19 protein-coding genes and 4 tRNA genes are annotated in these 20,630 nt (G+C 46.2%); 19 read left to right on the top strand and 4 right to left on the bottom strand.

Annotation, left to right across the window (positions count from 1 at the left end; all coding sequences use genetic code 11):
• The first annotated feature begins 8 nt into the window (after positions 1-8).
• A complete protein-coding gene (locus tag BAMF_RS40160; RefSeq protein ID WP_088030706.1) occupies positions 9-1,271 on the top strand; it encodes a glycosyltransferase family 4 protein in 1,263 nt (420 codons plus the stop codon).
• A gap of 304 nt (positions 1,272-1,575) precedes the next feature.
• Here BAMF_RS40160 and BAMF_RS41070 read toward each other — a convergent pair whose 3' ends face one another.
• Positions 1,576-1,719: a YycC family protein gene (locus BAMF_RS41070; RefSeq protein ID WP_013354224.1), complete on the bottom strand. Its 144-nt coding sequence runs from the start codon at positions 1,717-1,719 to the stop codon at positions 1,576-1,578.
• Between the two features lie 118 nt (positions 1,720-1,837).
• Between BAMF_RS41070 and BAMF_RS40155 the strand changes: the two genes are divergently transcribed.
• A complete protein-coding gene (locus BAMF_RS40155) occupies positions 1,838-2,047 on the top strand; it encodes a hypothetical protein (protein ID WP_013354223.1) in 210 nt (69 codons plus the stop codon).
• 30 nt (positions 2,048-2,077) lie between these two features.
• Here the strand turns inward: BAMF_RS40155 and BAMF_RS40150 are convergent, their stop codons facing one another.
• Complete coding sequence (locus BAMF_RS40150; RefSeq protein WP_013354222.1) at positions 2,078-2,275, bottom strand: DUF2188 domain-containing protein; 198 nt, start codon at positions 2,273-2,275, stop codon at positions 2,078-2,080.
• Between the two features lie 171 nt (positions 2,276-2,446).
• Between BAMF_RS40150 and dnaB the strand changes: the two genes are divergently transcribed.
• The 13 genes from dnaB (at position 2,447) to BAMF_RS40080 (ending at position 13,654) form a co-directional block, all read left to right on the top strand.
• Positions 2,447-3,811 carry a replicative DNA helicase gene (gene dnaB / locus BAMF_RS40145; protein WP_014471300.1) on the top strand — a complete coding sequence of 455 codons (1,365 nt, stop codon included), beginning with the start codon at positions 2,447-2,449 and terminating at the stop codon, positions 3,809-3,811.
• Between the two features lie 116 nt (positions 3,812-3,927).
• Positions 3,928-4,341: a VOC family protein gene (locus BAMF_RS40140; RefSeq protein WP_041481687.1), complete on the top strand. Its 414-nt coding sequence runs from the start codon at positions 3,928-3,930 to the stop codon at positions 4,339-4,341.
• A 238-nt stretch (positions 4,342-4,579) separates the two neighbouring features.
• Positions 4,580-5,872: an adenylosuccinate synthase gene (locus BAMF_RS40135; protein ID WP_013354219.1), complete on the top strand. Its 1,293-nt coding sequence runs from the start codon at positions 4,580-4,582 to the stop codon at positions 5,870-5,872.
• Between the two features lie 202 nt (positions 5,873-6,074).
• Positions 6,075-6,150 (top strand) — tRNA-Lys (locus tag BAMF_RS40130).
• Positions 6,151-6,158: 8 nt separating this feature from the next.
• Positions 6,159-6,230: transfer RNA gene (locus BAMF_RS40125), tRNA-Glu, on the top strand.
• An 84-nt stretch (positions 6,231-6,314) separates the two neighbouring features.
• Positions 6,315-6,391, top strand: a tRNA-Asp gene (locus BAMF_RS40120).
• Positions 6,392-6,427: 36 nt separating this feature from the next.
• Positions 6,428-6,500: transfer RNA gene (locus BAMF_RS40115), tRNA-Phe, on the top strand.
• Between the two features lie 337 nt (positions 6,501-6,837).
• Positions 6,838-7,545, top strand: coding sequence for a cell wall metabolism DNA-binding response regulator WalR (gene walR, locus BAMF_RS40105; protein WP_004393104.1), 708 nt, complete (start codon positions 6,838-6,840; stop codon positions 7,543-7,545).
• Between the two features lie 6 nt (positions 7,546-7,551).
• Entirely contained in the window at positions 7,552-9,387 is a 1,836-nt protein-coding gene (walK, locus tag BAMF_RS40100) for a cell wall metabolism sensor histidine kinase WalK (RefSeq protein ID WP_013354218.1), read from the top strand.
• A complete protein-coding gene (gene yycH, locus BAMF_RS40095; protein ID WP_013354217.1) occupies positions 9,377-10,735 on the top strand; it encodes a two-component system activity regulator YycH in 1,359 nt (452 codons plus the stop codon). Before walK ends, yycH begins: the two co-directional genes overlap by 11 nt.
• The gene (locus tag BAMF_RS40090) at positions 10,722-11,561 is read left to right on the top strand and encodes a two-component system regulatory protein YycI (RefSeq protein ID WP_013354216.1); all 840 of its coding nucleotides are present in this window, start codon (positions 10,722-10,724) and stop codon (positions 11,559-11,561) included. Before yycH ends, BAMF_RS40090 begins: the two co-directional genes overlap by 14 nt.
• A 15-nt stretch (positions 11,562-11,576) precedes the next feature.
• Complete coding sequence (locus tag BAMF_RS40085; RefSeq protein ID WP_013354215.1) at positions 11,577-12,371, top strand: MBL fold metallo-hydrolase; 795 nt, start codon at positions 11,577-11,579, stop codon at positions 12,369-12,371.
• An 86-nt stretch (positions 12,372-12,457) separates the two neighbouring features.
• On the top strand, positions 12,458-13,654 hold the full coding sequence (locus BAMF_RS40080) for a S1C family serine protease (protein WP_013354214.1): 1,197 nt from the start codon (positions 12,458-12,460) through the stop codon (positions 13,652-13,654).
• Between the two features lie 372 nt (positions 13,655-14,026).
• Here BAMF_RS40080 and BAMF_RS40075 read toward each other — a convergent pair whose 3' ends face one another.
• Complete coding sequence (locus BAMF_RS40075) at positions 14,027-14,938, bottom strand: PepSY domain-containing protein (RefSeq protein ID WP_013354213.1); 912 nt, start codon at positions 14,936-14,938, stop codon at positions 14,027-14,029.
• 213 nt (positions 14,939-15,151) lie between these two features.
• Here BAMF_RS40075 and BAMF_RS40070 point away from each other — a divergent pair, with 213 nt between their 5' ends.
• From BAMF_RS40070 to BAMF_RS40055, 4 genes are all read left to right on the top strand, one after another.
• Positions 15,152-15,835 (top strand): response regulator transcription factor, encoded by a 684-nt coding sequence (locus BAMF_RS40070; protein ID WP_013354212.1) that lies wholly within the window; start codon positions 15,152-15,154, stop codon positions 15,833-15,835.
• Positions 15,832-17,250: a sensor histidine kinase gene (locus tag BAMF_RS40065; RefSeq protein ID WP_013354211.1), complete on the top strand. Its 1,419-nt coding sequence runs from the start codon at positions 15,832-15,834 to the stop codon at positions 17,248-17,250. The genes BAMF_RS40070 and BAMF_RS40065 overlap by 4 nt, the downstream gene beginning before the upstream one ends.
• Positions 17,251-17,428: 178 nt before the next feature.
• Complete coding sequence (locus tag BAMF_RS41625) at positions 17,429-17,692, top strand: hypothetical protein (protein WP_013354210.1); 264 nt, start codon at positions 17,429-17,431, stop codon at positions 17,690-17,692.
• A 77-nt stretch (positions 17,693-17,769) separates the two neighbouring features.
• On the top strand, positions 17,770-18,960 hold the full coding sequence (locus BAMF_RS40055) for an MFS transporter (protein WP_013354209.1): 1,191 nt from the start codon (positions 17,770-17,772) through the stop codon (positions 18,958-18,960).
• Positions 18,961-19,061: 101 nt separating this feature from the next.
• Here the strand turns inward: BAMF_RS40055 and BAMF_RS40050 are convergent, their stop codons facing one another.
• Positions 19,062-20,480, bottom strand: coding sequence for a sigma-54 interaction domain-containing protein (locus tag BAMF_RS40050; protein ID WP_044051918.1), 1,419 nt, complete (start codon positions 20,478-20,480; stop codon positions 19,062-19,064).
• Positions 20,481-20,630 lie beyond the last annotated feature (150 nt).

Raw genomic sequence — 20,630 nt, 5'->3', positions numbered from 1 at the left:
GAGAAGAGATGGTGCCTCTTGCCTTGTTGCGCGTCATGGATCAATTTTACGGAATCGAACCTCAAAGTGAGCAAGGGATGCTGCGTTCATTTTGTTCGGAAGGAAAAAGCTCCCCCAAAAGAAAGAAGCCATTGCGCATTTTGTACGCAACCTTTCTCCGTTACCCGAATGTCGGAGGATTGGCGAGTTATATCACGTCCGTTAAGACAGGTTTTGAGCGCATCGGTCATCATGCGGATGTCATCTCGCCGCTCCAAATGCCGCCTTCATTTTTTCAGGAAGATATCCCGCGGGCCGCTGATGAAGTCAGAGCGTTTCTTCTCGGCAGATACGGCGCCGCAAACGAAAAGCTTGTGAAGAATCTCAGCTATTTACATGTCTTTCAAAGATTTTTGAAGGAAAAAGATTTAGAACAATATGATCTGTTTCACGCGCAGGATTTATTTGCGGTATTTTTGCTGGGATACCTTAATCGAACATATCGGCGTCCTCTTTTCTTCACGCCTCACGGACATTTTACGAAAAGCCGGATGAAGTTTCATAAAATCCAAAAGGGTTCAATTGAAGAGGCATACTTCACTGAAATAGAAAAACAGGGCATTCGGGCTTCGGATAAAATCATTACCATCAGTGACTCCTTTCACGCGCCTTTACTGGAGTACGGCGCGAAGGAAACACAGCTGACGACTGTTTATACCGGCATTCACGTCCAGGATGCACCCAAGCCGAAACGTACTGAAAAGCTCGTGATTGTGTGTGTTTCACGTCTGACCGAGCGAAAAGGGCATGGTGTGCTGCTGGATGCCCTCGCGCAAATTCGGCAGCATTTATCGGGAGCCGAAATTTGGATAATCGGAGACGGGAAAATGCGGGGGTTTCTGGAAGAGAAGAGACGGAAATTGGGTCTTTCAAATGTGTTCTTCCTCGGAAAACGACGTGATGTGCCGGATCTTTTGGCTGAATCGTCTATTTTTGTGCTGCCCACATTGAATGATAATTTCCCCATAGCGGTCATCGAAGCTATGTTTTCCGGTAAAGCCATTATCACCTCTGAATGCGGAGGAATTCCTGAAATGATCCGGCATGAGAAAACAGGGCTTATCTGTCAGCCCGGCAATAGCCGCGAGCTTGCTGCTGCCCTCGTGTCATTGATTACGGATCAGTCTCTCAGAGAACGGCTCGGAAAAGAAGCAAAATCTTATGCCAGTCAGCATCTGCGTCAGGACATCATGGTTTCAAAAATAGACAGTATTTATCAATCATTTTTATAAAAGGTTCCATATTATAGGCGCAGGCATGACAGGTGTTTCAAGAGCAGATAAAAGGCCGGCGTTCGATATCCGGCCTCTTTTCCGGTGCTGCAGTATTGGTCAGCTGAGATTTTTGGTACCGTTCTTTTTAATCGAAGAGACAAGCTTTTGCCTGAATTGTTTCCGGATAATAAGAAGCCCTTCACTTTTCCCTCAGCGTATATGAATAAACGATAACGAATGTTTCACCGGAATTTTCTCTATAAAAAAAGAGGCGGAAAGCCATCGCTTCCGCCTCCCGCACATATATATGAGAGAGCAGCCTTTATTTGTGTTCGTTCTCTTTTTGGACTTCAGCTAATTTGGCAAGCAGAATGTGCTGAGGCATGTGCATGATTCTCTCAAACGGCATGTTCAGTGATTCTGCAAGCTTTTGTGCCGTTTCGGCGGAAATTTGCAGCGGTTTCATGTTATCACTCCTTCCGTTTCTTTATTGTACTAAAATCAAAAATCGATCGTAAGAGGATATGACAAAGAAATGGAGGTTTGAAAAGCCGGGCGTTATAACAGAATGGGGGAGGTTTTTTATGCAATCGCCATTAATGTTATTACAGATGAAGCTGGCTGATTATCAGAAAAAAGCCGCAGAACTGCGGACAATTGACGAATTTATCTTGCTGAAACAGACCTTGCAGGAAATGATGAAAGTATTTGCCGCCTGTGAAGAATGGGATCTGTATCAAAAAACGGCCGATCTCATGGCGCAGACAGTGCTGCGTATTCGCTTCATTGAATGAGAAAAGCCCTCGCACGGGCGAAGGCTTTTCTTAAAAGGAACGTTCCTCTTCAATGTTTTTATGCTGATCATAAATGACAAGCTTAGCCGGGCTGTTCTCTTTCGCCATCTGCTCCGCTTTTTCGATCGCCGCGTCCTTTGATGTACAAAGAGCCGTCGGCGCCACATTTTCTGCCTTCACAAACCATCCGTCCGCATCAACACTTGGTGTTACTGCATATGTTTTCATCTTTTTTCCCCTCCTGGTATCGATTTATTTATGTGTTTCCCGGCATTCGGAACGGTGAAACACATATCCATAGTCTGACAAATACAGGGAAAGCGATATTTTTCTATTCTTTTTCATGAGAAATGGTAAAATGGAGTTTGGATATTTTTTAAGGAGAGGACGGTGCTTAGCATGACAGACCTTCTGAATGATCGGCTGCCGCCGCAAAACATAGAAGCTGAGCAGGCCGTGTTAGGTGCTGTTTTTTTACAGCCGTCTGCGTTGACACTGGCTTCTGAAGTGTTGATTCCGGATGATTTCTACAGAATGTCACATCAAAAAATTTATAATGCCATGCTCGTGCTCGGAGATCGCGGCGAACCGGTTGATTTGATCACGGTAACGTCAGAGCTTGCGAATACCGACCTGTTAGAAGAGGTGGGGGGCGTCTCGTACCTGACGGACATCGCGAATTCCGTTCCGACAGCGGCTAATATAGAATATTACGCGAAAATCGTTGAGGAAAAATCGATTCTCCGCCGTTTAATCAGAACGGCGACCACGATCGCCCAAGACGGGTATACACGCGAAGATGAAGTTGAAGATTTATTAAGCGATGCGGAAAAAACGATTATGGAGGTCGCGCAGCGAAAAAATTCGGGCGCCTTCCAAAATATTAAAGACGTGCTCGTGCAAACATACGACAACATTGAGCAGCTTCACAACCGGAAAGGCGATATTACCGGGATTCCGACTGGTTTTATCGAGCTTGACCGGATGACGGCGGGCTTTCAGCGGAATGATTTGATCATTGTCGCAGCCCGTCCGTCCGTGGGGAAAACGGCGTTTGCCTTAAATATTGCGCAAAACGTGGCCACCAAAACGGATGAGAGCGTCGCGATATTCAGTCTGGAGATGGGTGCTGAGCAGCTTGTCATGCGTATGCTCTGCGCCGAAGGGAATATTAACGCCCAAAATCTCAGAACGGGAAATCTGACGGAAGAGGATTGGGGTAAGCTGACGATGGCGATGGGAAGCCTGTCAAACAGCGGTATCTTTATAGATGACACCCCCGGCATCCGTGTCAGCGAAATCCGTTCAAAATGCCGCAGACTGAAGCAGGAGAACGGCTTGGGCATGATTTTAATTGACTACTTGCAGCTCATTCAAGGAAGCGGCCGTTCAAGCGACAACCGCCAGCAAGAGGTATCGGAAATTTCACGGGCGCTAAAAGCGCTGGCACGGGAGCTTGAAGTTCCGGTCATCGCTCTGTCTCAGCTCTCCCGGGGTGTTGAGCAGCGGCAGGATAAACGTCCGATGATGTCAGATATCCGTGAGTCAGGAAGTATTGAGCAGGATGCCGACATCGTCGCCTTCCTGTATCGTGATGATTACTATGATAAAGAATCCGAAAACAAAAACATCATCGAAATCATTATTGCCAAACAGCGTAACGGCCCGGTGGGAACCGTTTCATTGGCTTTTGTGAAAGAATACAATAAGTTCGTAAACCTGGAAAGGCGCTTTGATGACGGCGGTGTTCCGGCAGGTGCGTAAAGCCTCAAGCGATGTCTTGAGGCTTTTTTCATCCGAAAGAACGAGAGAATGACAACCGTTCGGCAGACGAAAAAAGGAAAGCGCTTTTATATAATGACATCAAGGGAGGAATGATGATGACAATTGAATTTCCGCAATTTCAAGCGGCGCAAATCCGGATCGCCCGGCCGACCGGACAGCTCAAAGAAATCATCAGGTTTTATGAAGAAGGCCTCGGACTGAAAAGGGTCGGCAGCTTTTCCGGCCATGAGGGCTACAGTGGCGTCATGTTCGGCCTGCCCCATACCCAATATCACTTAGAATTCACTGAAGAAACCGGCGCATCCCAGCCGGCGCCCGTTCCGCACGGCGACAGCCTGCTTGTCTTCTACATCCCGGATCAGCAGGAGCTCATCCGCATCAGCACGAAATTAAAGCAGATGGGATATGAAGAGAAAGAACCCGAAAACCCGTATTGGGGAGAAAAAGGCGTGACCATCGAAGATCCTGACGGCTGGCGGATCGTCTTGATGAATACAAGCGGAATATAAGCCGCTGTCCGAGGAACCCGGATTACGGGTTCTTTTTCTTGTTAAAGCGTGAAAGTTTCGTGAGTAATAGATAACAAATGAAAGAGAAAACGCTTTTAATTGAGATTAAGGCGAACAAATATAGAATGATAAGATTTTAATGTTCGGATTTAGGATTGACTTTCTGCATCGGCACTGATACACTTAATTTGTTTGAATGAGATATCGTTTTGAAAGGTTAACGGAGGTGCACGGATATATGTCTTCAGTAGTCGTAGTAGGTACGCAGTGGGGCGATGAAGGAAAAGGTAAAATTACAGATTTCCTGTCAGAAAATGCAGAAGTGATCGCACGTTATCAAGGCGGAAACAATGCAGGACATACCATCAAGTTTGATGGAGTCACGTACAAGCTTCATTTAATCCCGTCAGGAATTTTTTATAAAGAAAAAGCGTGTGTCATCGGGAACGGAATGGTTGTTGATCCGAAAGCGCTCGTAACGGAGCTTGCGTATCTTCATGAACGCAATGTGAGCACGGATAACTTGAAAATCAGCAACAGAGCTCATGTGATTCTCCCGTACCATCTGAAACTGGATGAGGTAGAGGAAGAACGCAAAGGGGCCAACAAGATCGGCACAACGAAAAAAGGAATCGGACCTGCTTATATGGACAAAGCGGCACGGATCGGCATCCGGATCGCAGACCTGTTAGATCGAGACGTGTTTGCAGAAAAGCTTGAACGGAACCTAGAAGAGAAAAACCGTCTGCTTGAAAAAATGTATGAAACGGAAGGCTTCAAAATTGAAGATATTCTGGATGAGTATTATGAATACGGCCAGCAGATTAAAAAGTATGTATGCGATACATCCGTCGTCCTGAATGACGCGCTGGATGAAGGCCGCCGTGTCTTATTTGAAGGCGCTCAAGGGGTCATGCTTGATATCGACCAAGGAACATACCCGTTTGTTACTTCATCCAACCCGGTCGCCGGAGGGGTGACGATCGGTTCAGGCGTAGGCCCGACAAAAATCCAGCACGTCGTTGGTGTATCTAAAGCGTACACAACCCGTGTCGGTGACGGTCCTTTCCCAACTGAGCTGAAAGATGAAATCGGAGATCAAATCCGTGAAGTCGGACGCGAATACGGCACAACGACAGGCCGCCCGCGCCGTGTCGGCTGGTTTGACAGCGTTGTTGTCCGCCATGCCCGCCGCGTCAGCGGAATCACAGATCTTTCTCTGAACTCAATCGATGTGCTGACAGGCATTGAGACCTTGAAAATCTGTGTCGCTTACCGCTACAAAGGTGAAGTGATTGAAGAATTCCCGGCAAGTCTGAAAGCTCTTGCAGAGTGTGAACCGGTGTATGAAGAAATGCCTGGCTGGACGGAAGATATCACAGGCGCAAAAACATTAAGCGATCTTCCTGAAAATGCGCGCCACTATTTGGAACGCGTGTCTCAGCTGACAGGTATTCCGCTTTCTATTTTCTCTGTCGGTCCTGACCGTTCACAAACGAACGTCATCCGCAGTGTATACCGCGCTAACTAAGGTTTTGCAGCAGACAAGCCTCCGTGACCGGAGGCTTGTTTTTTCATGTGGGAAAAAAATAATAGTTTTTTTTCAAAAAAGTAGTTGCCACTTTCGAATGTTCTATGATATTATAAATCTCGTTGTTACGGAACAGCTTCAATAGAGTACTGCAAGAAAGCTTTTGTCTGAATGCTCTATGATACATAATCCGACACATCAAGAGCCATTAGCTCAGTTGGTAGAGCATCTGACTTTTAATCAGAGGGTCGAAGGTTCGAGTCCTTCATGGCTCACCACTTTTTATGGCCCGTTGGTCAAGCGGTTAAGACACCGCCCTTTCACGGCGGTAACACGGGTTCGAATCCCGTACGGGTCATTGATTTACTTTAGCGTTATTGCTAACTCCTTATTTGTCCTCGGAGGGCCGCCACGATACGGTTCTCCGGACAAATTACTGTAAGGTCCGGTAGTTCAGTTGGTTAGAATGCCTGCCTGTCACGCAGGAGGTCGCGGGTTCGAGTCCCGTCCGGACCGCCATTTTACTTTACTTTATAGTATAGAAAAGAAACATCTGGCTCGGTAGCTCAGTTGGTAGAGCAACGGACTGAAAATCCGTGTGTCGGCGGTTCGATTCCGTCCCGAGCCACTTACCCAAACGCATCTGCAATAGTAGGTGCGTTTTTTTCTTTGTTATAAAAAAAGGGAGAGCCGGCTTTTCAGCCGGCCCAGAAGAAGACGTCAAACAGTAGACGGCGTTTTTTTTCGTGAGGTTTCAAAAAAATATTATTTTTTAAAAGAAAATAAAAAACATGACAAAAGGATGGCAGTTCAATACGTTTTTGCGCTGTTCTCTTTAATTTTTTTATCTTTTGACCTGAAACCGTTATAATAGACGGGGAATGTTTTTCACGTTCCGAATTGTGATTATCATAAAACATCAATAGATAAAATGAAGTCATTCTGGCAGGAGGAAAATCAAGATGATGGATAAGAAAATCCTTGTAGTCGATGATGAAAAACCGATTGCAGATATATTAGAGTTTAATTTAAGAAAAGAAGGCTATGACGTGCACTGTGCGTACGACGGAAATGAAGCCGTGGAAATGGTGGAGGAGCTTCAGCCTGATTTAATTCTATTAGATATTATGCTTCCGAATAAAGACGGAGTTGAAGTGTGCCGGGAAGTCCGGAAAAAATATGATATGCCGATTATTATGCTGACGGCTAAAGACTCTGAGATTGACAAGGTCATCGGACTTGAAATCGGAGCGGATGACTATGTCACTAAGCCTTTCAGCACGCGTGAGCTTCTGGCCCGCGTCAAAGCGAATCTGCGCCGCCAGCTTACGGTTGCGCCGGCTGAGGAAGAATCAGCTTCAAATGACATTCATATCGGGTCTCTTGTCATCTTCCCTGACGCATATGTCGTATCAAAAAGAGAAGAAACGATCGAGCTGACCCATCGTGAATTTGAATTGCTGCATTACTTGGCCAAACATATCGGACAGGTCATGACGCGTGAGCATTTGTTGCAGACGGTGTGGGGCTATGACTATTTCGGTGACGTGAGAACGGTGGATGTAACAGTGCGCCGCCTCCGTGAGAAAATCGAGGATAATCCGAGCCATCCGAACTGGATCGTCACAAGACGGGGCGTCGGTTATTACTTGAGAAACCCTGAACAGGACTAACCGGCGATGAATAAGGTTGGTTTTTTTCGGTCGATTCAGTTTAAGATTACGCTGATCTATGTGCTTCTCATCATCATTGCCATGCAGATTATCGGCGTGTACTTTGTGAAACAGGTGGAGAATTCTCTCCTCAAGTCCTATGAACTATCGTTAAATCAGCGGATTGACAACCTTTCCTATTATATTGAGCAGGAATATAAAGGGGACAATGACAGGACCGTCATTAAGGATGACGTCAAACGCATTTTGAATGATTTTACGAAAAATAATGAAATACGGGAAATTACTTTTGTTGATAAAAGCTATGAGGTCATCGGTTCTTCGAGGCCTTATGGCGAGGAAATAGCGGGAAAACAGACGACTGACCCGATTTTCAAACGGATTTTCTCTACAAAACAGGCCTATTCAAAAAAATATTATGATCCTAAAAGTAAAAACAGAGTGCTGATTTCGGCAAAACCGGTCGTCACGGAGAATCAGGAAGTTGTCGGCGCGATTTATGTGGTGGCCAGTATGGAAGATACCTTTAACCAGATGAAAACCGTCAACTCGATTCTTGCTTCCGGAACGGGCTTGGCCCTTGTTCTGACGGCTCTTCTCGGTATATTTCTCGCCCGAACCATTACCCATCCGCTGTCGGATATGCGTAAGCAGGCGATGGAACTGGCAAAAGGGAATTTCTCCAGAAAGGTTCGAAAATACGGGCACGATGAAATCGGTCAGCTCGCAACGACCTTTAACCATCTGACGAGAGAGCTTGAAGATGCCCAAGCCATGACGGAAGGGGAGAGAAGGAAGCTTTCTTCCGTTATCGCGTATATGACGGACGGAGTCATCGCGACGAATCGCAACGGGGCTATTATTCTTTTAAACAGCCCTGCGCTTGAGCTATTGAATGTTTCACGTGAAACGGCTTTAGAGATGCCGATTACGTCTTTATTGGGCATAAAAGAGAACTTTACTTTTGAGGATTTAGTAGAACAGCAGGATTCCATGCTGCTGGAGATCGATCGTGACGATGAAACGACTGTACTGCGGGTGAATTTTTCCGTTATTCAGAGAGAGCACGGAAAAATTGATGGTTTAATCGCGGTTCTTTATGATGTCACCGAACAGGAAAAACTCGATCGGGAGCGCAGAGAATTTGTTGCCAATGTGTCTCATGAGCTGAGAACACCGCTGACGACAATGCGAAGCTATTTAGAGGCGCTTGCAGAAGGCGCGTGGGAAAATAAAGAGATCGCTCCGCGTTTCTTAATGGTGACCCAAAATGAAACTGAGCGCATGATCAGATTGGTGAATGATCTGCTTCAGCTTTCTAAATTCGACAGCAAAGATTATCAGTTTAATCGAGAGTGGATTCATATGATCCGCTTTATGTCTCTGATTATTGACCGTTTTGAAATGACAAAGGAACAGCATGTCGAATTTATCCGCGAGCTGCCGGACAGAAATCTGTACGTGGAGATTGATCAGGATAAAGTGACGCAGGTTCTCGATAATATCATTTCTAACGCATTGAAGTACTCACCGGAAGGCGGACATGTCACCTTCTCAGTCGATGTGAATGAGAAAGAAGAGCTGCTCTACATCAGTGTAAAAGATGAAGGTATCGGCATTCCGAAAAAAGATGTGGAAAAAGTCTTTGACCGTTTCTACAGAGTGGATAAAGCGCGCACGAGAAAACTCGGCGGCACCGGGCTCGGCCTTGCGATTGCAAAAGAGATGGTTCAGGCGCACGGCGGTGACATCTGGGCCGACAGTGTAGAAGGCAAAGGAACGAAGATTACATTTACTCTTCCATATAAAGAAGAGCAAGAGGATGATTGGGATGAGGCGTGAAAATATAAAAACAGTCATACTGTCGGTGCTAGTCGTCATTAGTCTTGTTTTAACATGGGGAATTTGGACGTTCCAGCCCAATTTTTCAGAAGGCACGGCCTCAACCAAATCGACTGTCCGGGAAAAGCATAAAATTGATAAAACGAGCCAAAAAATGTCGCAAACGGTAAAACCCCGGGATATGTTTATTCATACAAACGGCTCTCATTATAAAGTGGATGATGAGACGCTCTTTAATGACCTGTGGTCGGATTTGCCGCAATGGGAAGTAAAAGGGATGAAAGATATTTCCGATCAATACGACAAGCTCGGTTTTAAAAATTGGCTTTACGGCAGAAACGGAAATTCGGCAAAGCTCGATCTGCAATTCAATGACACCATTCCGATTGATTTCTTCCAATCGATGTTTAAATGGTCGAATCAGTCAATGGAATACAGCTCATTTGACCATATTGTCATTCCGTTTAATGAGAATAAAGCGAATAAGAAGATTTACATGGTCTCATACAGCAAACAGCTGATTCTGGAAGTGACTGTGGAATCGGCGAATTACCGCAACCTGATGAATGAGCTGTACAGCAAAAAATCGAGTATGCCGTTATACCACCTCTATTCGGTCGGAAAAAGCAAAGAATTTCTCATGCCGAATTCGCGGTTTAATATGAAGGAAAAAGAATTTATTACTGAAACCATTAAGACGAATCTGTTTAAGCAGACGCTCTTTAATGATCCGAGCACGGTCAGAGAGGATCCGAATTACAATCGGAATGTGCTGACTGACGGAATCAGCCGTCTGGAAATCAATTCGACGCAGCGGCAGATTCAATTCCAGCACCGGAACCTGGCGCAAAGCGCTTCTTATCAAACGGGAGAGCTGATTAAGAAAAGCTATAAATATTTAGAGGATACGGGGAGCTGGACGGATCATTATCAATTTTTCAATGTGAGTGATAACCAGCAGCTGAGTTTCTACATGTTTAAAGATCAAATGCCTGTCATCAACAGCACGTCTAAGCCTTTCGGAGCCGGGCCTGTTATGACCCTGCAATGGGCCAATGACGAGGTTCTCAGCTATAAGCGGCCGAACTATGTTCTCGGGCCGAATCCGATTAAAACAAAAGACGTAAAAATGATGAGCGGCAGTGAGGTTGTGTCGCTGCTGGAGCAGCAGGATAAATACGATGTGAACAAAATCGACCAGATCTTCCTGTCCTATCAAATGGTATCTTCGTCAACGAATGATCTTGTTGAGCTGGAACCCGTCTGGAGTATGAAAATCAACGGGAAAATCGTTCCGATTACGAAAGATCTGCTGGGGAAGGAGGAGGACGATAATGGAGTGGAATAAGACAAAAACGATCTTCATCATTGCCTTCCTCATCCTTGATATTTTTCTCGGCTATCAGTTTTTTGAAAAACGTTCAAGCAGCGAATACGAAGTGATTAAAAATTCAAATGTGGAAAAAGACATGGAGATGGATCATATCACATTCGGGAACCTGTCTTCTGATTCCGAGACGGGCTACAGGCTGACGGCGGGCCAAAAGGTATTTACCGCGGAAGATATTGAAGCCTTGAAGGATCAGAAGCCGTTAATGGAGATGCCGACGGATGATCACAAGGTCACGACGCTGAGAATGAAGTTTTCCGATCCGGTCGGTTTATCGAAGCAAAAGCCGCAGGATGATGCGGAATCGCTCGTCAGCTCCAAAATAACCGGCGGAGAAAAATATAAACTGTGGAAAGTCGATAAGGATAAAAAACAGATCATTTTTTACCAGACGTATGACGGACAGTTTATTTATCAGGATTTTGACTCGTCCTCTAACGCGATCGGACAGGTCATTCTGCATCTGAACGATAAAAATCAGGTCGTATCTTACGAGCAGACCATGCTGGAGTCATTCAAGCGAATCCAGACGGAAAGCCTGATTCCAGAGCTGGATGCGGTCGAATTATTGTATTCTCAAAATTACTTAAAAGCGAATTGCGCCGTCAAAAGCGTCAAGTTCGGCTATATCGCCCAATACCCGCTGACAAGTACGCAGGTGCTGGCGCCGGTATGGAGAATTACAATTGAAGATAAGTCAAAAGGGCCTAAGAAAAAGACACAGCAGACGTACACTGTGAATGCATTAGAAAGCACAGTCATTGATAACAATCAAAATAAATAATGGAGTGAGACACAAATGGGCTTGCAATTTAGCGTGCTTGCGAGCGGGAGTACCGGAAACGCGTTTTATCTGGAGACAGAGGAGCACTCCTTTCTGGTGGATGCCGGCCTGAGCGGAAAAGCGATGGACGGGCTGATGGAGCAAATCGGCCGTAAGATAGACGACGTGGACGGCATCTTTGTCACTCATGAGCACAGCGACCATATTAAAGGGCTCGGCGTCATTGCGAGAAAGTACGGTCTTCCGGTATACGCCAATGAAAAGACGTGGAAAGCGATGGAGAATCAGATCGGCAAGCTGGACACCGGACAAAAGTTTTTGTTCCCGATGGAAAGCGTGAAATCCTTCGGCGGGCTTGATGTTGAGTCATTCGGCGTCTCTCATGACGCGGCCGAGCCGATGTTCTATGTTTTCCACTACCAAGGCAGAAAGCTCGCGCTGATGACGGACACCGGTTATGTGAGCGACAGAATGAAGGGCATTATCCGTTCGGCCAATGTGTTTGTGTTTGAAAGCAACCATGACGTCGGCATGCTGCAAATGGGCAGATACCCATGGAGCATTAAACGGCGGATTTTAAGCGATGTCGGCCACGTCTCAAATGAAGACGCGGCGCTCGCCATGACTGATGTCATCGGCGACGGCACATCACGCATCTACTTGGCGCATCTGAGCCAAGACAACAATATGAAGGAACTGGCGAGAATGTCCGTGCAACAGACATTGGCTGCAAAAGGATTTGTCGCGGGGGAAACGTTTCAATTATTTGATACCGATCCGAAAATCCCGACGCCTCTGTGCGCCGTGTAATTTTTCCAAATGAATCATGATTATTAATCCGCGATCTAACCCACACTATAAGCAAATTAAGTTCTCTTGAAAGGATTTGAGATAGGGTGGATTATAATCGCGATGATGAACAGTACGCCCCCGAGCAGCCCCGCCGCAGCAAGAGAGGATACTTCCTTTCAAGTCTGATCGGTGTCATCGTCGGGGCCGCGCTCATGGGTTTACTGCTGCCGTACTGGACAGGCGGAGACCATGGAGAAAGCAGCAAAAGCGCCAATCAGCGCATCGGCAGCGAACAGGTGAAAACAGTCAACGTAAATATCAATGATGCTGTCACGAATATGGTCAGCCGTGTATCGGATTCGGTAGTCGGCGTTCTCAATATCCAAAAGACCGATATTTGGGGAGAGGGCGGCGAAGCGGGAAGCGGGTCCGGCGTCATTTACAAAAAGAACGGAAACACTTCTTATATCGTAACCAATCACCATGTCATTGAAGGTGCGACTGAAATTGAGATCAGCCTGAAAGATGACTCGCGCGTGCCTGCCGAGCTGATCGGGAGCGACCGTCTGATGGATCTTGCCGTGTTGAAGGTGAAGACTGATAAAATCAAATCGGTCGCCCAATTCGGCAATTCTGATCAAGTGAAAGTTGGCGAGCCGGTCATTGCGATCGGAAACCCGCTCGGACTTGAATTTGCGGGATCGGTGACACAAGGGATCATTTCAGGAACGGAAAGGGCGGTTCCCGTTGACTCAAACGGCGACGGACAGCCTGATTGGAATGCGGAAGTGCTGCAGACCGACGCCGCGATTAATCCCGGCAACAGCGGCGGCGCTTTGATGGATATATCGGGCAAGGTGGTCGGCATCAACTCAATGAAGATTGCTGAATCCGCCGTTGAAGGAATCGGCCTGTCCATCCCGTCAAAGCTTGTCATTCCCGTTATTCAGGATTTAGAAAAATACGGAGAAGTCAGACGGCCTTTCCTCGGTATTGAGATGAAATCTTTAACGGATATTGCGAGCTACCATTGGAGCCAGACGCTCAAACTTCCGAAGGGTGTTAAAACCGGAGCGGTCATTATGGGTGTCGACGCGTTTTCACCGGCTGGAAAAGCAGGCTTGAAAAAGCTCGACGTGATCACCGGATTCGACGGACATAAGGTCAATGACATTGTCGATCTCCGTGAGCGTCTGTATCGCAAAAAGATCGGCGACCGTGTCAAGATCACGTTCTACCGTTCAGGAAAGAAAAAAACAGCGGAAGTCAAACTGACAGAAGCGGATCGATTGCAGAAATAAAAAAGCAGCCCGGAAATCCGGGCTGTTTTTTATTGATTTATTTGTTAATATTATGAATAAAAGGGGGTGAAAAAACATGAAAACAGCTGATGTGATCATTGTATTGAATGAAATTGAAGGTGAATGTGAAGGAAGAATTATATTAGAATGCAGAATTTAAATCCTATCCTCAAACGTCCTTTTCCAGGGCGCTTTTTTTATGCCATTTTTCAGCAGCTCACAAAAAAGAACTGAACGCGGGTCACAGCACGTTCAGTTGAAAATGGGTATATTTAGAAAAGGCAGACATGAACTTAGAACCTTTTGTGATTGAAACGACTGGTGTTGCAAAATTGAAGCGGCAGATGAAACTGCCGGCAGCTTATTTTTTTGTTATTTGCAGATTGTTCCGTTTTCAGCGTTTACTTTAACTGTCTGTACCGTATGATTTTGGGCAGTGATTTTGACGATGTACATGTAGACGCCGTTTTCTTTCTTCATTTCAGAAGATTTCACTATTCCGCTGCAGTGGCTGAGCGCGATGGAATGCGCTTTTTCAGAAGCGATCATGACTTGTTTTTTCTGCACGTCTTCTTTCAGGACTTTACCGCTTTTGCCGTCCATGTGGAGCGTATGCAGCTTGCCGTCCTGGCCGAATATGCTGACAACATATACAGATACGCCGTTTTCTTTTTTCATTTCAGCGGATTTCACGGCGCCTTTGCAATGGCTGAGTGCGAATGATTCCGCTTTTGTACGGGTCATGTATTGCTGGTTATCCTTTATGTCATGTTTGACGATTTTGCTGTTTTTGCAGTTGATATGGATTGTGTGAAGCTTGCCGTCTTGTCCTGACACTTGAACGACGTAAACCATGACGTTATTTTCGGACTTCAGCTCAGCAGACTTCACGGCGCCTTTGCAATTCTTCAAGGCAATTTTTTCAGCACCCGTTTTTGAAATGAATTGCTGTTTTTTTTCAATCTGGTGTTTCACGACTTTTCCGCTGTCACAGTTGACGTTGACGGTATGCTGCATTCCTTTTACGTCAAGAATGTTGACGACATATACGTAAGCGCCGTTGATTTTTTTCATTTGCGCTGATTGAACGGCGCCTTTGCAGCTGCAATTCTTCAATGCTGCTTCTTTCGCTTTTGCTATGGAAACGGAAGCCTCCTGTTTCGTTTCCACTTTCGCCTGCGCAGCGCTATCCTTATGAATGACAGCCGCATGTGCTGAAGTTAAAGAACTGATTGAAAGAATGGTCCCCAGTGCAGCTCCTGATAAAACTTTTGTAATTCCCATCGTATATTCCTCCTTAAACATTTCATCGTTGGCGTCCCAACTAAGGCTTATTGTAAAGACCCAAGCTGAAAACAATATGAGGACAAGCTGAAAACTTCCTGAATTCAGCGGATTTTCAGCTTAGATTCAGTTTTGTTTCAGATAAAAGCGAATAATAGAGGGGGAAGCGAAAAAAATAAACTCAGGCTGATACATCTAAGGAGAGACTGCATCATGGATAAGTTGAAAGGCATCAAGGTGCTGATTGTAGACGATGAGCCGGCGATCATTGATTTTTTAACGATGGGGCTTGTCAATGAAGGATTTGAAGTGATGTCCGCGGCAGACGGGATGTCGGCAATGAATCTTGTTAAAACATTTCAGCCTCATATTGCTGTTTTGGACGTTATGATGCCGGGAATGGATGGGCTTGAGCTGTCAAGAATGCTCAAGAAAACAAGCAATACCGCCGTCATTATGCTGACCGCGAAGGATGAAGTAGAGCTCCGCGTAAAGGCGCTGATTGAAGGGGCTGATGATTACATGATCAAACCGTTCAGCTTTGAGGAGCTGCTTGCCCGGATTTACGCAAGAATCCGCAACCAGTTTCCGCATCTTTTTGATGAGGTGGTGCTCGGCCCTTTCCGAATCGATGACCGGAGCAGAGAGATTCATTACAATGAACAGCCTTTGAAGCTGTCTGCCACCGAATATGAACTGCTGAAATTTTTAGTGCTTCGCCACGGGACGGTGCTCAGTAAAACGAGGATTCTCGATCAAGTATGGGGCTATGATTTTTACGGGGAAGACAATATCGTCGAGGTGTACATCCGTTCTTTACGCGAAAAGCTGAAAGACAAAGAGCATAAAGTGATCCGCACGGTGCGGGGCGCGGGGTACAGGGTGGATCTGGCATGAAGCGGCTGTACAGAACCCTGCGATTCCAGCTCCTGTTCAGGTCGCTGGCGATTTTGACCCTGCTGTTATGCTTCATCGGCGGCACGCAGTACATGTTTATGAAAAGGACGATGTATGAAAATCAGGCGATCAGCATTCAGAGCTATATCAATTCAATGGATCAAAGCGTATGGAGGTCAATCAAAACCCTTGCCCGTTCTGAAACACCGGCTCATCCGAATTTGATTTATCCCGGGGTGACGGTTGCTTTTATCGATCAATCATACAAGATGTTTGTTTTATCAGAGGACCCGCACGCGGGAACCGCTCCTTCTTTCCCGAAAAACGTGTATCGGGATGCGCTGACAGACACAATGGCGCTTCACTATCAGGTGGCTCACAATAAGATGGGTCAGGAAATCATCGTCGTATTTCAGGCGATTTCCATTGACGGAAGGCAGGCGGGCGTTGTGCAAATGAGCACGCTGACACAGCCTCTGGATGATTCGCTTTTCCGCCAGGTCGGTATTTTTGCGGTGCTTTCTTTTGCGGCTTTGGTCATCGGACTGTTTGTTTTTTTGCCGGTGATCCGGCTCACACTCAAGCCATTATCGCGCATTGTGCATATGATGGGTGACATCAATGCCGGCAGTCTCGATAAACGGCTGCCGATTGATAAAAAGCAGGCCGAAATTGAGTCATTAGGCATATCCATCAATCAGATGCTGGAACGGATTGAAACCTCTTTTCAGGCGGAAAAAGAAGCAAAGGAACGCATCCGGCAGTTTGTATCAGACGCGTCACATGAACTGAGAACACCGCTTACTTCCATTCACGGCTTTATCGAAATTTTAATGCGCGGAGCGGCGGAGAAGCCGGAACAGAAAGAAAAAGCGCTCCGAAGCATGTACGCCGAATCCGTCAGGGCGAATAAGCTGATAGAGGACCTTCTGTTTCTTGCGAAGATTGACCGAGTGCCGAGCTTTGAAATGGAAAAAGGCGCACTGGGAGCCGTCATTTTGGAAATGGAGGCTCAGCTGAAGCTGCTGGCGAGAAACCGGAAGCTCGAGTTTTTTGTCGATCAACAGATTAAAGCCGTTTTTGACAAGGACAAAATGAAGCAGGTCATTCTCAATCTCTTTTACAACGCGGTGCAGCATACGGATGAAGAAACGGGCGTCATCACCGTTTCTCTGCAGAAAGACGGCGGCATCATGCTCATGATTGCTGACAATGGAACGGGCATCGCCCCCGAACATGTGCCTCATTTGTTTGACCGGTTTTACAGGGCGGAAACCTCCCGATCCCGTAAATACGGCGGCACCGGGCTGGGTCTTGCCATTACAAAAACCATTATCGACAGCCATAACGGAACAATTGAAGTGAAAAGTGAGCAGGGAAAAGGCTCCGTGTTCATTATCCGGCTGCCGGGATAAGTCTGCTGACCCGCAAAGATGCCGCTCATACAAGAGTATTGAGATTCACCCGGACTATAGGTGCCGAAATAATCAAAATCCCCAGCTCAGCAATTTCTGACATAAAACATGCTTTACCGTTTGTAAAAGGCGATCAGCCGGGGGTGAACATAATAGGAAAAAACGATTTGACGTTACCATGGGCGAGCCGTCTGATGAAATAGAAGCCGGAGGAAGATCCGCCCCTCTTGGAAAAACCAGAACTGATCCGAAGCGGACTTATCATCTCCCGATTTCAGCCATTTCAATGATTATTCTTCCGTCTTACGTGCATGAGCTATATGAAGGCGGCATCAGAGAGGTGCTGGAAAAAAGAAGGAACTTTTTGGGTTATTCGAGAATACAACTCATTATTGCCCAATTTGTTTTGGGAAAAGTCTGTATCTGCAAGATCCATGTATAGAGGGTTTTTGTGTTAAGACTGACGGGCTCCTTTCTGTTCATGATGTTAAATGCAGATAGCTGGAAAGGGGTATTCATGTGCGGAATAGAAATTTGCTTTACTTCTCCGGTTTTTTCGGAAACTTTTTTTTCGAACGGGGGATTTGGATTTTATATTTAACAAGTATGAATTATTCGTTGTTTCTTGTGGGCATCCTGCAATCGGTCTTGAATTTGGCGATGTTTCTGGCGGAAGTGCCAAGCGGCGTCATCTCGGACAGAATCGGGAGAAAAAAATCGCTCTTGCTCGGCCATTTTATGGTCATTGTCTATTTGGCGATGTTCCTGAGCTTTCATAACTTCATCGCCCTCTTCATCGCCCATATTATATACGGCGTCGGGCTGACGTTTATATCAGGAACGGATCACGCCTTTTTGTTTGATTCACTGAAAGAACAAGGGAAGGAAAAGTGGTACGGCAAATCCATCGGAAACTATAACGGACTTGTCATACTCGGTCTTGCGATCGCCATGGGCATCGGCGGTTACTTACAGGAAATATCATGGGCTTATGTGTTTATCGCGGGGATTGTGACTCAGCTGATTGCAATGGCGGTCATTACACAGCTGACGGAAATCAAATTTGAAAACAGTGAACACGAAACGCAGACGGTCGGTGACATCTTAAAAGAAGTCAAAGATTTCTTCAGGCTGAACAAAGCCTTTAAATATCTGGTGCTGTCACTCTCTGTTTTCTTTGCGCTCACATCGGTTTTTTATATGTACGGACAAGATCTGTTAAGTCAGGAAGGGCTGTCCGTGCGCAATATATCCATTATTTTTGCGGGACTGTCCATCTTGCAGGCGCTGTGCTCCATCTTTTCTTCAAAGCCGGCGGAAAAATTCACGCCGAGGCGCGTGCTTCTGCTGACATTCTGCATCATCGGGGCAGCCTATCTGTTTATACCTTCAGGCAGTCTGTATGTGACGATTGCCGCTTTTGTCGTCATTAATGCGCTCTATGATGTGATAGAGCCCGTATCCAGTCAGGTAGTGAATAATGAGATTCCGTCAAGAACGAGAGCCACGCTGCTGTCAATTATCAGTTTGATGACCTCTCTCTTCATGTTCATTGCCTTTCCGTTTATCGGATTCTTAACGGATTATTTTGATTCAGCCTTGCTGCTGACCGCAATCGGGGTATTATCCATCTTATTGTCGCTGTTTATGATGCTCAGCTTTTACAGACTGAAAGCGAGTGTCGCCATCCAGAATAAAGTCGAGCTTTGAACCAGAATGACAAATTCAGGTAATGGAGTGGTGGCATCAAGCCAATCAGACATAGGCTGACGAAAGGCTGAGGAGCATCTCAGCCTTTTTTCAGTATGGATTCATTTCATCCGCTCCAGCCCGAATTTTTTCAGGCGGTATTGCAGGCTCTGTCTGCTGATACCGAGCTCGTGTGCCGTTTTGGATATGTTGTTGCGGTGTTTTCGCAGAATGTTTTCGATCATATATTTTTCAAAATTCTCCATTTTACCTTTTAAATCGGTGCCGGGCTGGGTGTTTGGAGCGGCTTTGGCATCCGTGTCAGCCGGTTTGATTTTCATGCGGTATTGATAAGGCAGGTGGGCCGCCGTAATCGTCGTTTCATCCGTCATAAAGTTCATGGCGCCTTCAATCATATGTTCAAGCTCACGGATGTTGCCCGGCCAGTCATATTCCAGGAAGAATTGCTGCACATCGTCACTGATCGAATCGACATGCATTTGGAACAGGTGATTGTTTTTCTGGATAAATACTTCAGCCAGCGGCAGAATGTCCTCTTTGCGCTCCCGGAGCGGCGGAATGATCAGCGTGACAACGCTTAATCGGTAATATAAATCTTTGCGCAGCCGCTCTTCCGAAATGGCGGTGATCGGGTCTTCATTCATCGTGGCGATAATACGGACGTCAATCGGTTTGTCCTGAGCTGACCCGATGCGCCTGATTTTCTTTTCCTGAAGGGCGCGGAGCAGTTTGGCCTGCAGGCTGAGATTGAGAGAGTTGATCTCATCCAGCAGCAGGGTGCCGCCCTGTGCCTGCTCAAATAAGCCGGGCTGGTCTATGGCTCCGGTAAAGGCGCCTTTTTTCGTGCCGAATAAAATACTTTCGACCAGACTGTCCGGCAAGGCGGCACAGTTTTGTGATATGAACGGGGCGCCTGAGCGCTGGCTGCCGTTGTGAATGCTTTGGGCGAACAGTTCTTTTCCTGTTCCCGTCTCACCCGCCAAAAGCACGGATGAAGACGTGCGGGTTGCCCGTTTTGCGTTTTCGATGACTTCCCGGATGACCGGACTGTTGCCGAGAATGCTGTCAAACGTATAGCTGTTCTGTTCTTTTCTGTGCATGTTCTCCCTGATCAGCCGTTCGAGCTTGGTGACGTCCTTGGCGATTTCCACGGCGCCCTTGATCTCCCCGTTTTGCACAATCGGAAAGGTATGATTGATCGTCGTGATTTCCTGGCCTTTGTTATTGAAATAGCTTTGCTTCACATTTTTAATCGTTTTGCCTTCCTGAAGGGCCTGAACGAGCGTGCTGTCCTGCTGATTGGAAAACATAAATACATCAGTCAGATTTTTATGCAGGACGTCCCGTTCATCCATATCTTCAATCTGCATCATTTTCTTATTGTAAATGACGGTGCTGCCCTTTTCGTCTACCACATGCAGCCCGACATCAATCTCTTCCAGAATGCTTTGTAATACGAGTGTGAAAAATTCGCTGGTTGTGTGCAGGTCAATTCCCCTCCCAATCGTCTTAACATTCATTATTTTAAAATAAATTGAGCCGGAAACGCAAAAAAATTTTGCGCTTTGCTGATTTTTAAAAATAAATGGAAATTGAGGTAAAGAAACCATTGACTTTTTTAGGAAAATGGTTGATATTTAGATATATACTTAAATATCTAAATCATATAT

The organism is Bacillus amyloliquefaciens DSM 7 = ATCC 23350 (genome assembly GCF_000196735.1).
Lineage (GTDB): Bacteria > Bacillota > Bacilli > Bacillales > Bacillaceae > Bacillus > Bacillus amyloliquefaciens.
The sequence above is the reverse complement of the archived record's forward strand: the minus strand, read 5'-3'. Positions and strand labels throughout refer to the sequence as shown.

Bases quoted from the DNA above. Each gene is read 5' to 3' on its own strand.
- BAMF_RS40160 (WP_088030706.1), top strand. From the start codon at position 9: ATGGTGCCTCTTGCCTTGTTGCGCGTCATGGATCAATTTTACGGAATC.
- BAMF_RS41070 (WP_013354224.1), bottom strand. From the start codon at position 1,719: ATGAAACCGCTGCAAATTTCCGCCGAAACGGCACAAAAGCTTGCAGAA.
- BAMF_RS40155 (WP_013354223.1), top strand. From the start codon at position 1,838: ATGCAATCGCCATTAATGTTATTACAGATGAAGCTGGCTGATTATCAG.
- BAMF_RS40150 (WP_013354222.1), bottom strand. From the start codon at position 2,275: ATGAAAACATATGCAGTAACACCAAGTGTTGATGCGGACGGATGGTTT.
- dnaB (WP_014471300.1), top strand. From the start codon at position 2,447: ATGACAGACCTTCTGAATGATCGGCTGCCGCCGCAAAACATAGAAGCT.
- BAMF_RS40140 (WP_041481687.1), top strand. From the start codon at position 3,928: ATGACAATTGAATTTCCGCAATTTCAAGCGGCGCAAATCCGGATCGCC.
- BAMF_RS40135 (WP_013354219.1), top strand. From the start codon at position 4,580: ATGTCTTCAGTAGTCGTAGTAGGTACGCAGTGGGGCGATGAAGGAAAA.
- walR (WP_004393104.1), top strand. From the start codon at position 6,838: ATGGATAAGAAAATCCTTGTAGTCGATGATGAAAAACCGATTGCAGAT.
- walK (WP_013354218.1), top strand. From the start codon at position 7,552: ATGAATAAGGTTGGTTTTTTTCGGTCGATTCAGTTTAAGATTACGCTG.
- yycH (WP_013354217.1), top strand. From the start codon at position 9,377: ATGAGGCGTGAAAATATAAAAACAGTCATACTGTCGGTGCTAGTCGTC.
- BAMF_RS40090 (WP_013354216.1), top strand. From the start codon at position 10,722: ATGGAGTGGAATAAGACAAAAACGATCTTCATCATTGCCTTCCTCATC.
- BAMF_RS40085 (WP_013354215.1), top strand. From the start codon at position 11,577: ATGGGCTTGCAATTTAGCGTGCTTGCGAGCGGGAGTACCGGAAACGCG.
- BAMF_RS40075 (WP_013354213.1), bottom strand. From the start codon at position 14,938: ATGGGAATTACAAAAGTTTTATCAGGAGCTGCACTGGGGACCATTCTT.
- BAMF_RS40070 (WP_013354212.1), top strand. From the start codon at position 15,152: ATGGATAAGTTGAAAGGCATCAAGGTGCTGATTGTAGACGATGAGCCG.
- BAMF_RS40065 (WP_013354211.1), top strand. From the start codon at position 15,832: ATGAAGCGGCTGTACAGAACCCTGCGATTCCAGCTCCTGTTCAGGTCG.
- BAMF_RS41625 (WP_013354210.1), top strand. From the start codon at position 17,429: ATGGGCGAGCCGTCTGATGAAATAGAAGCCGGAGGAAGATCCGCCCCT.
- BAMF_RS40050 (WP_044051918.1), bottom strand. From the start codon at position 20,480: ATGAATGTTAAGACGATTGGGAGGGGAATTGACCTGCACACAACCAGC.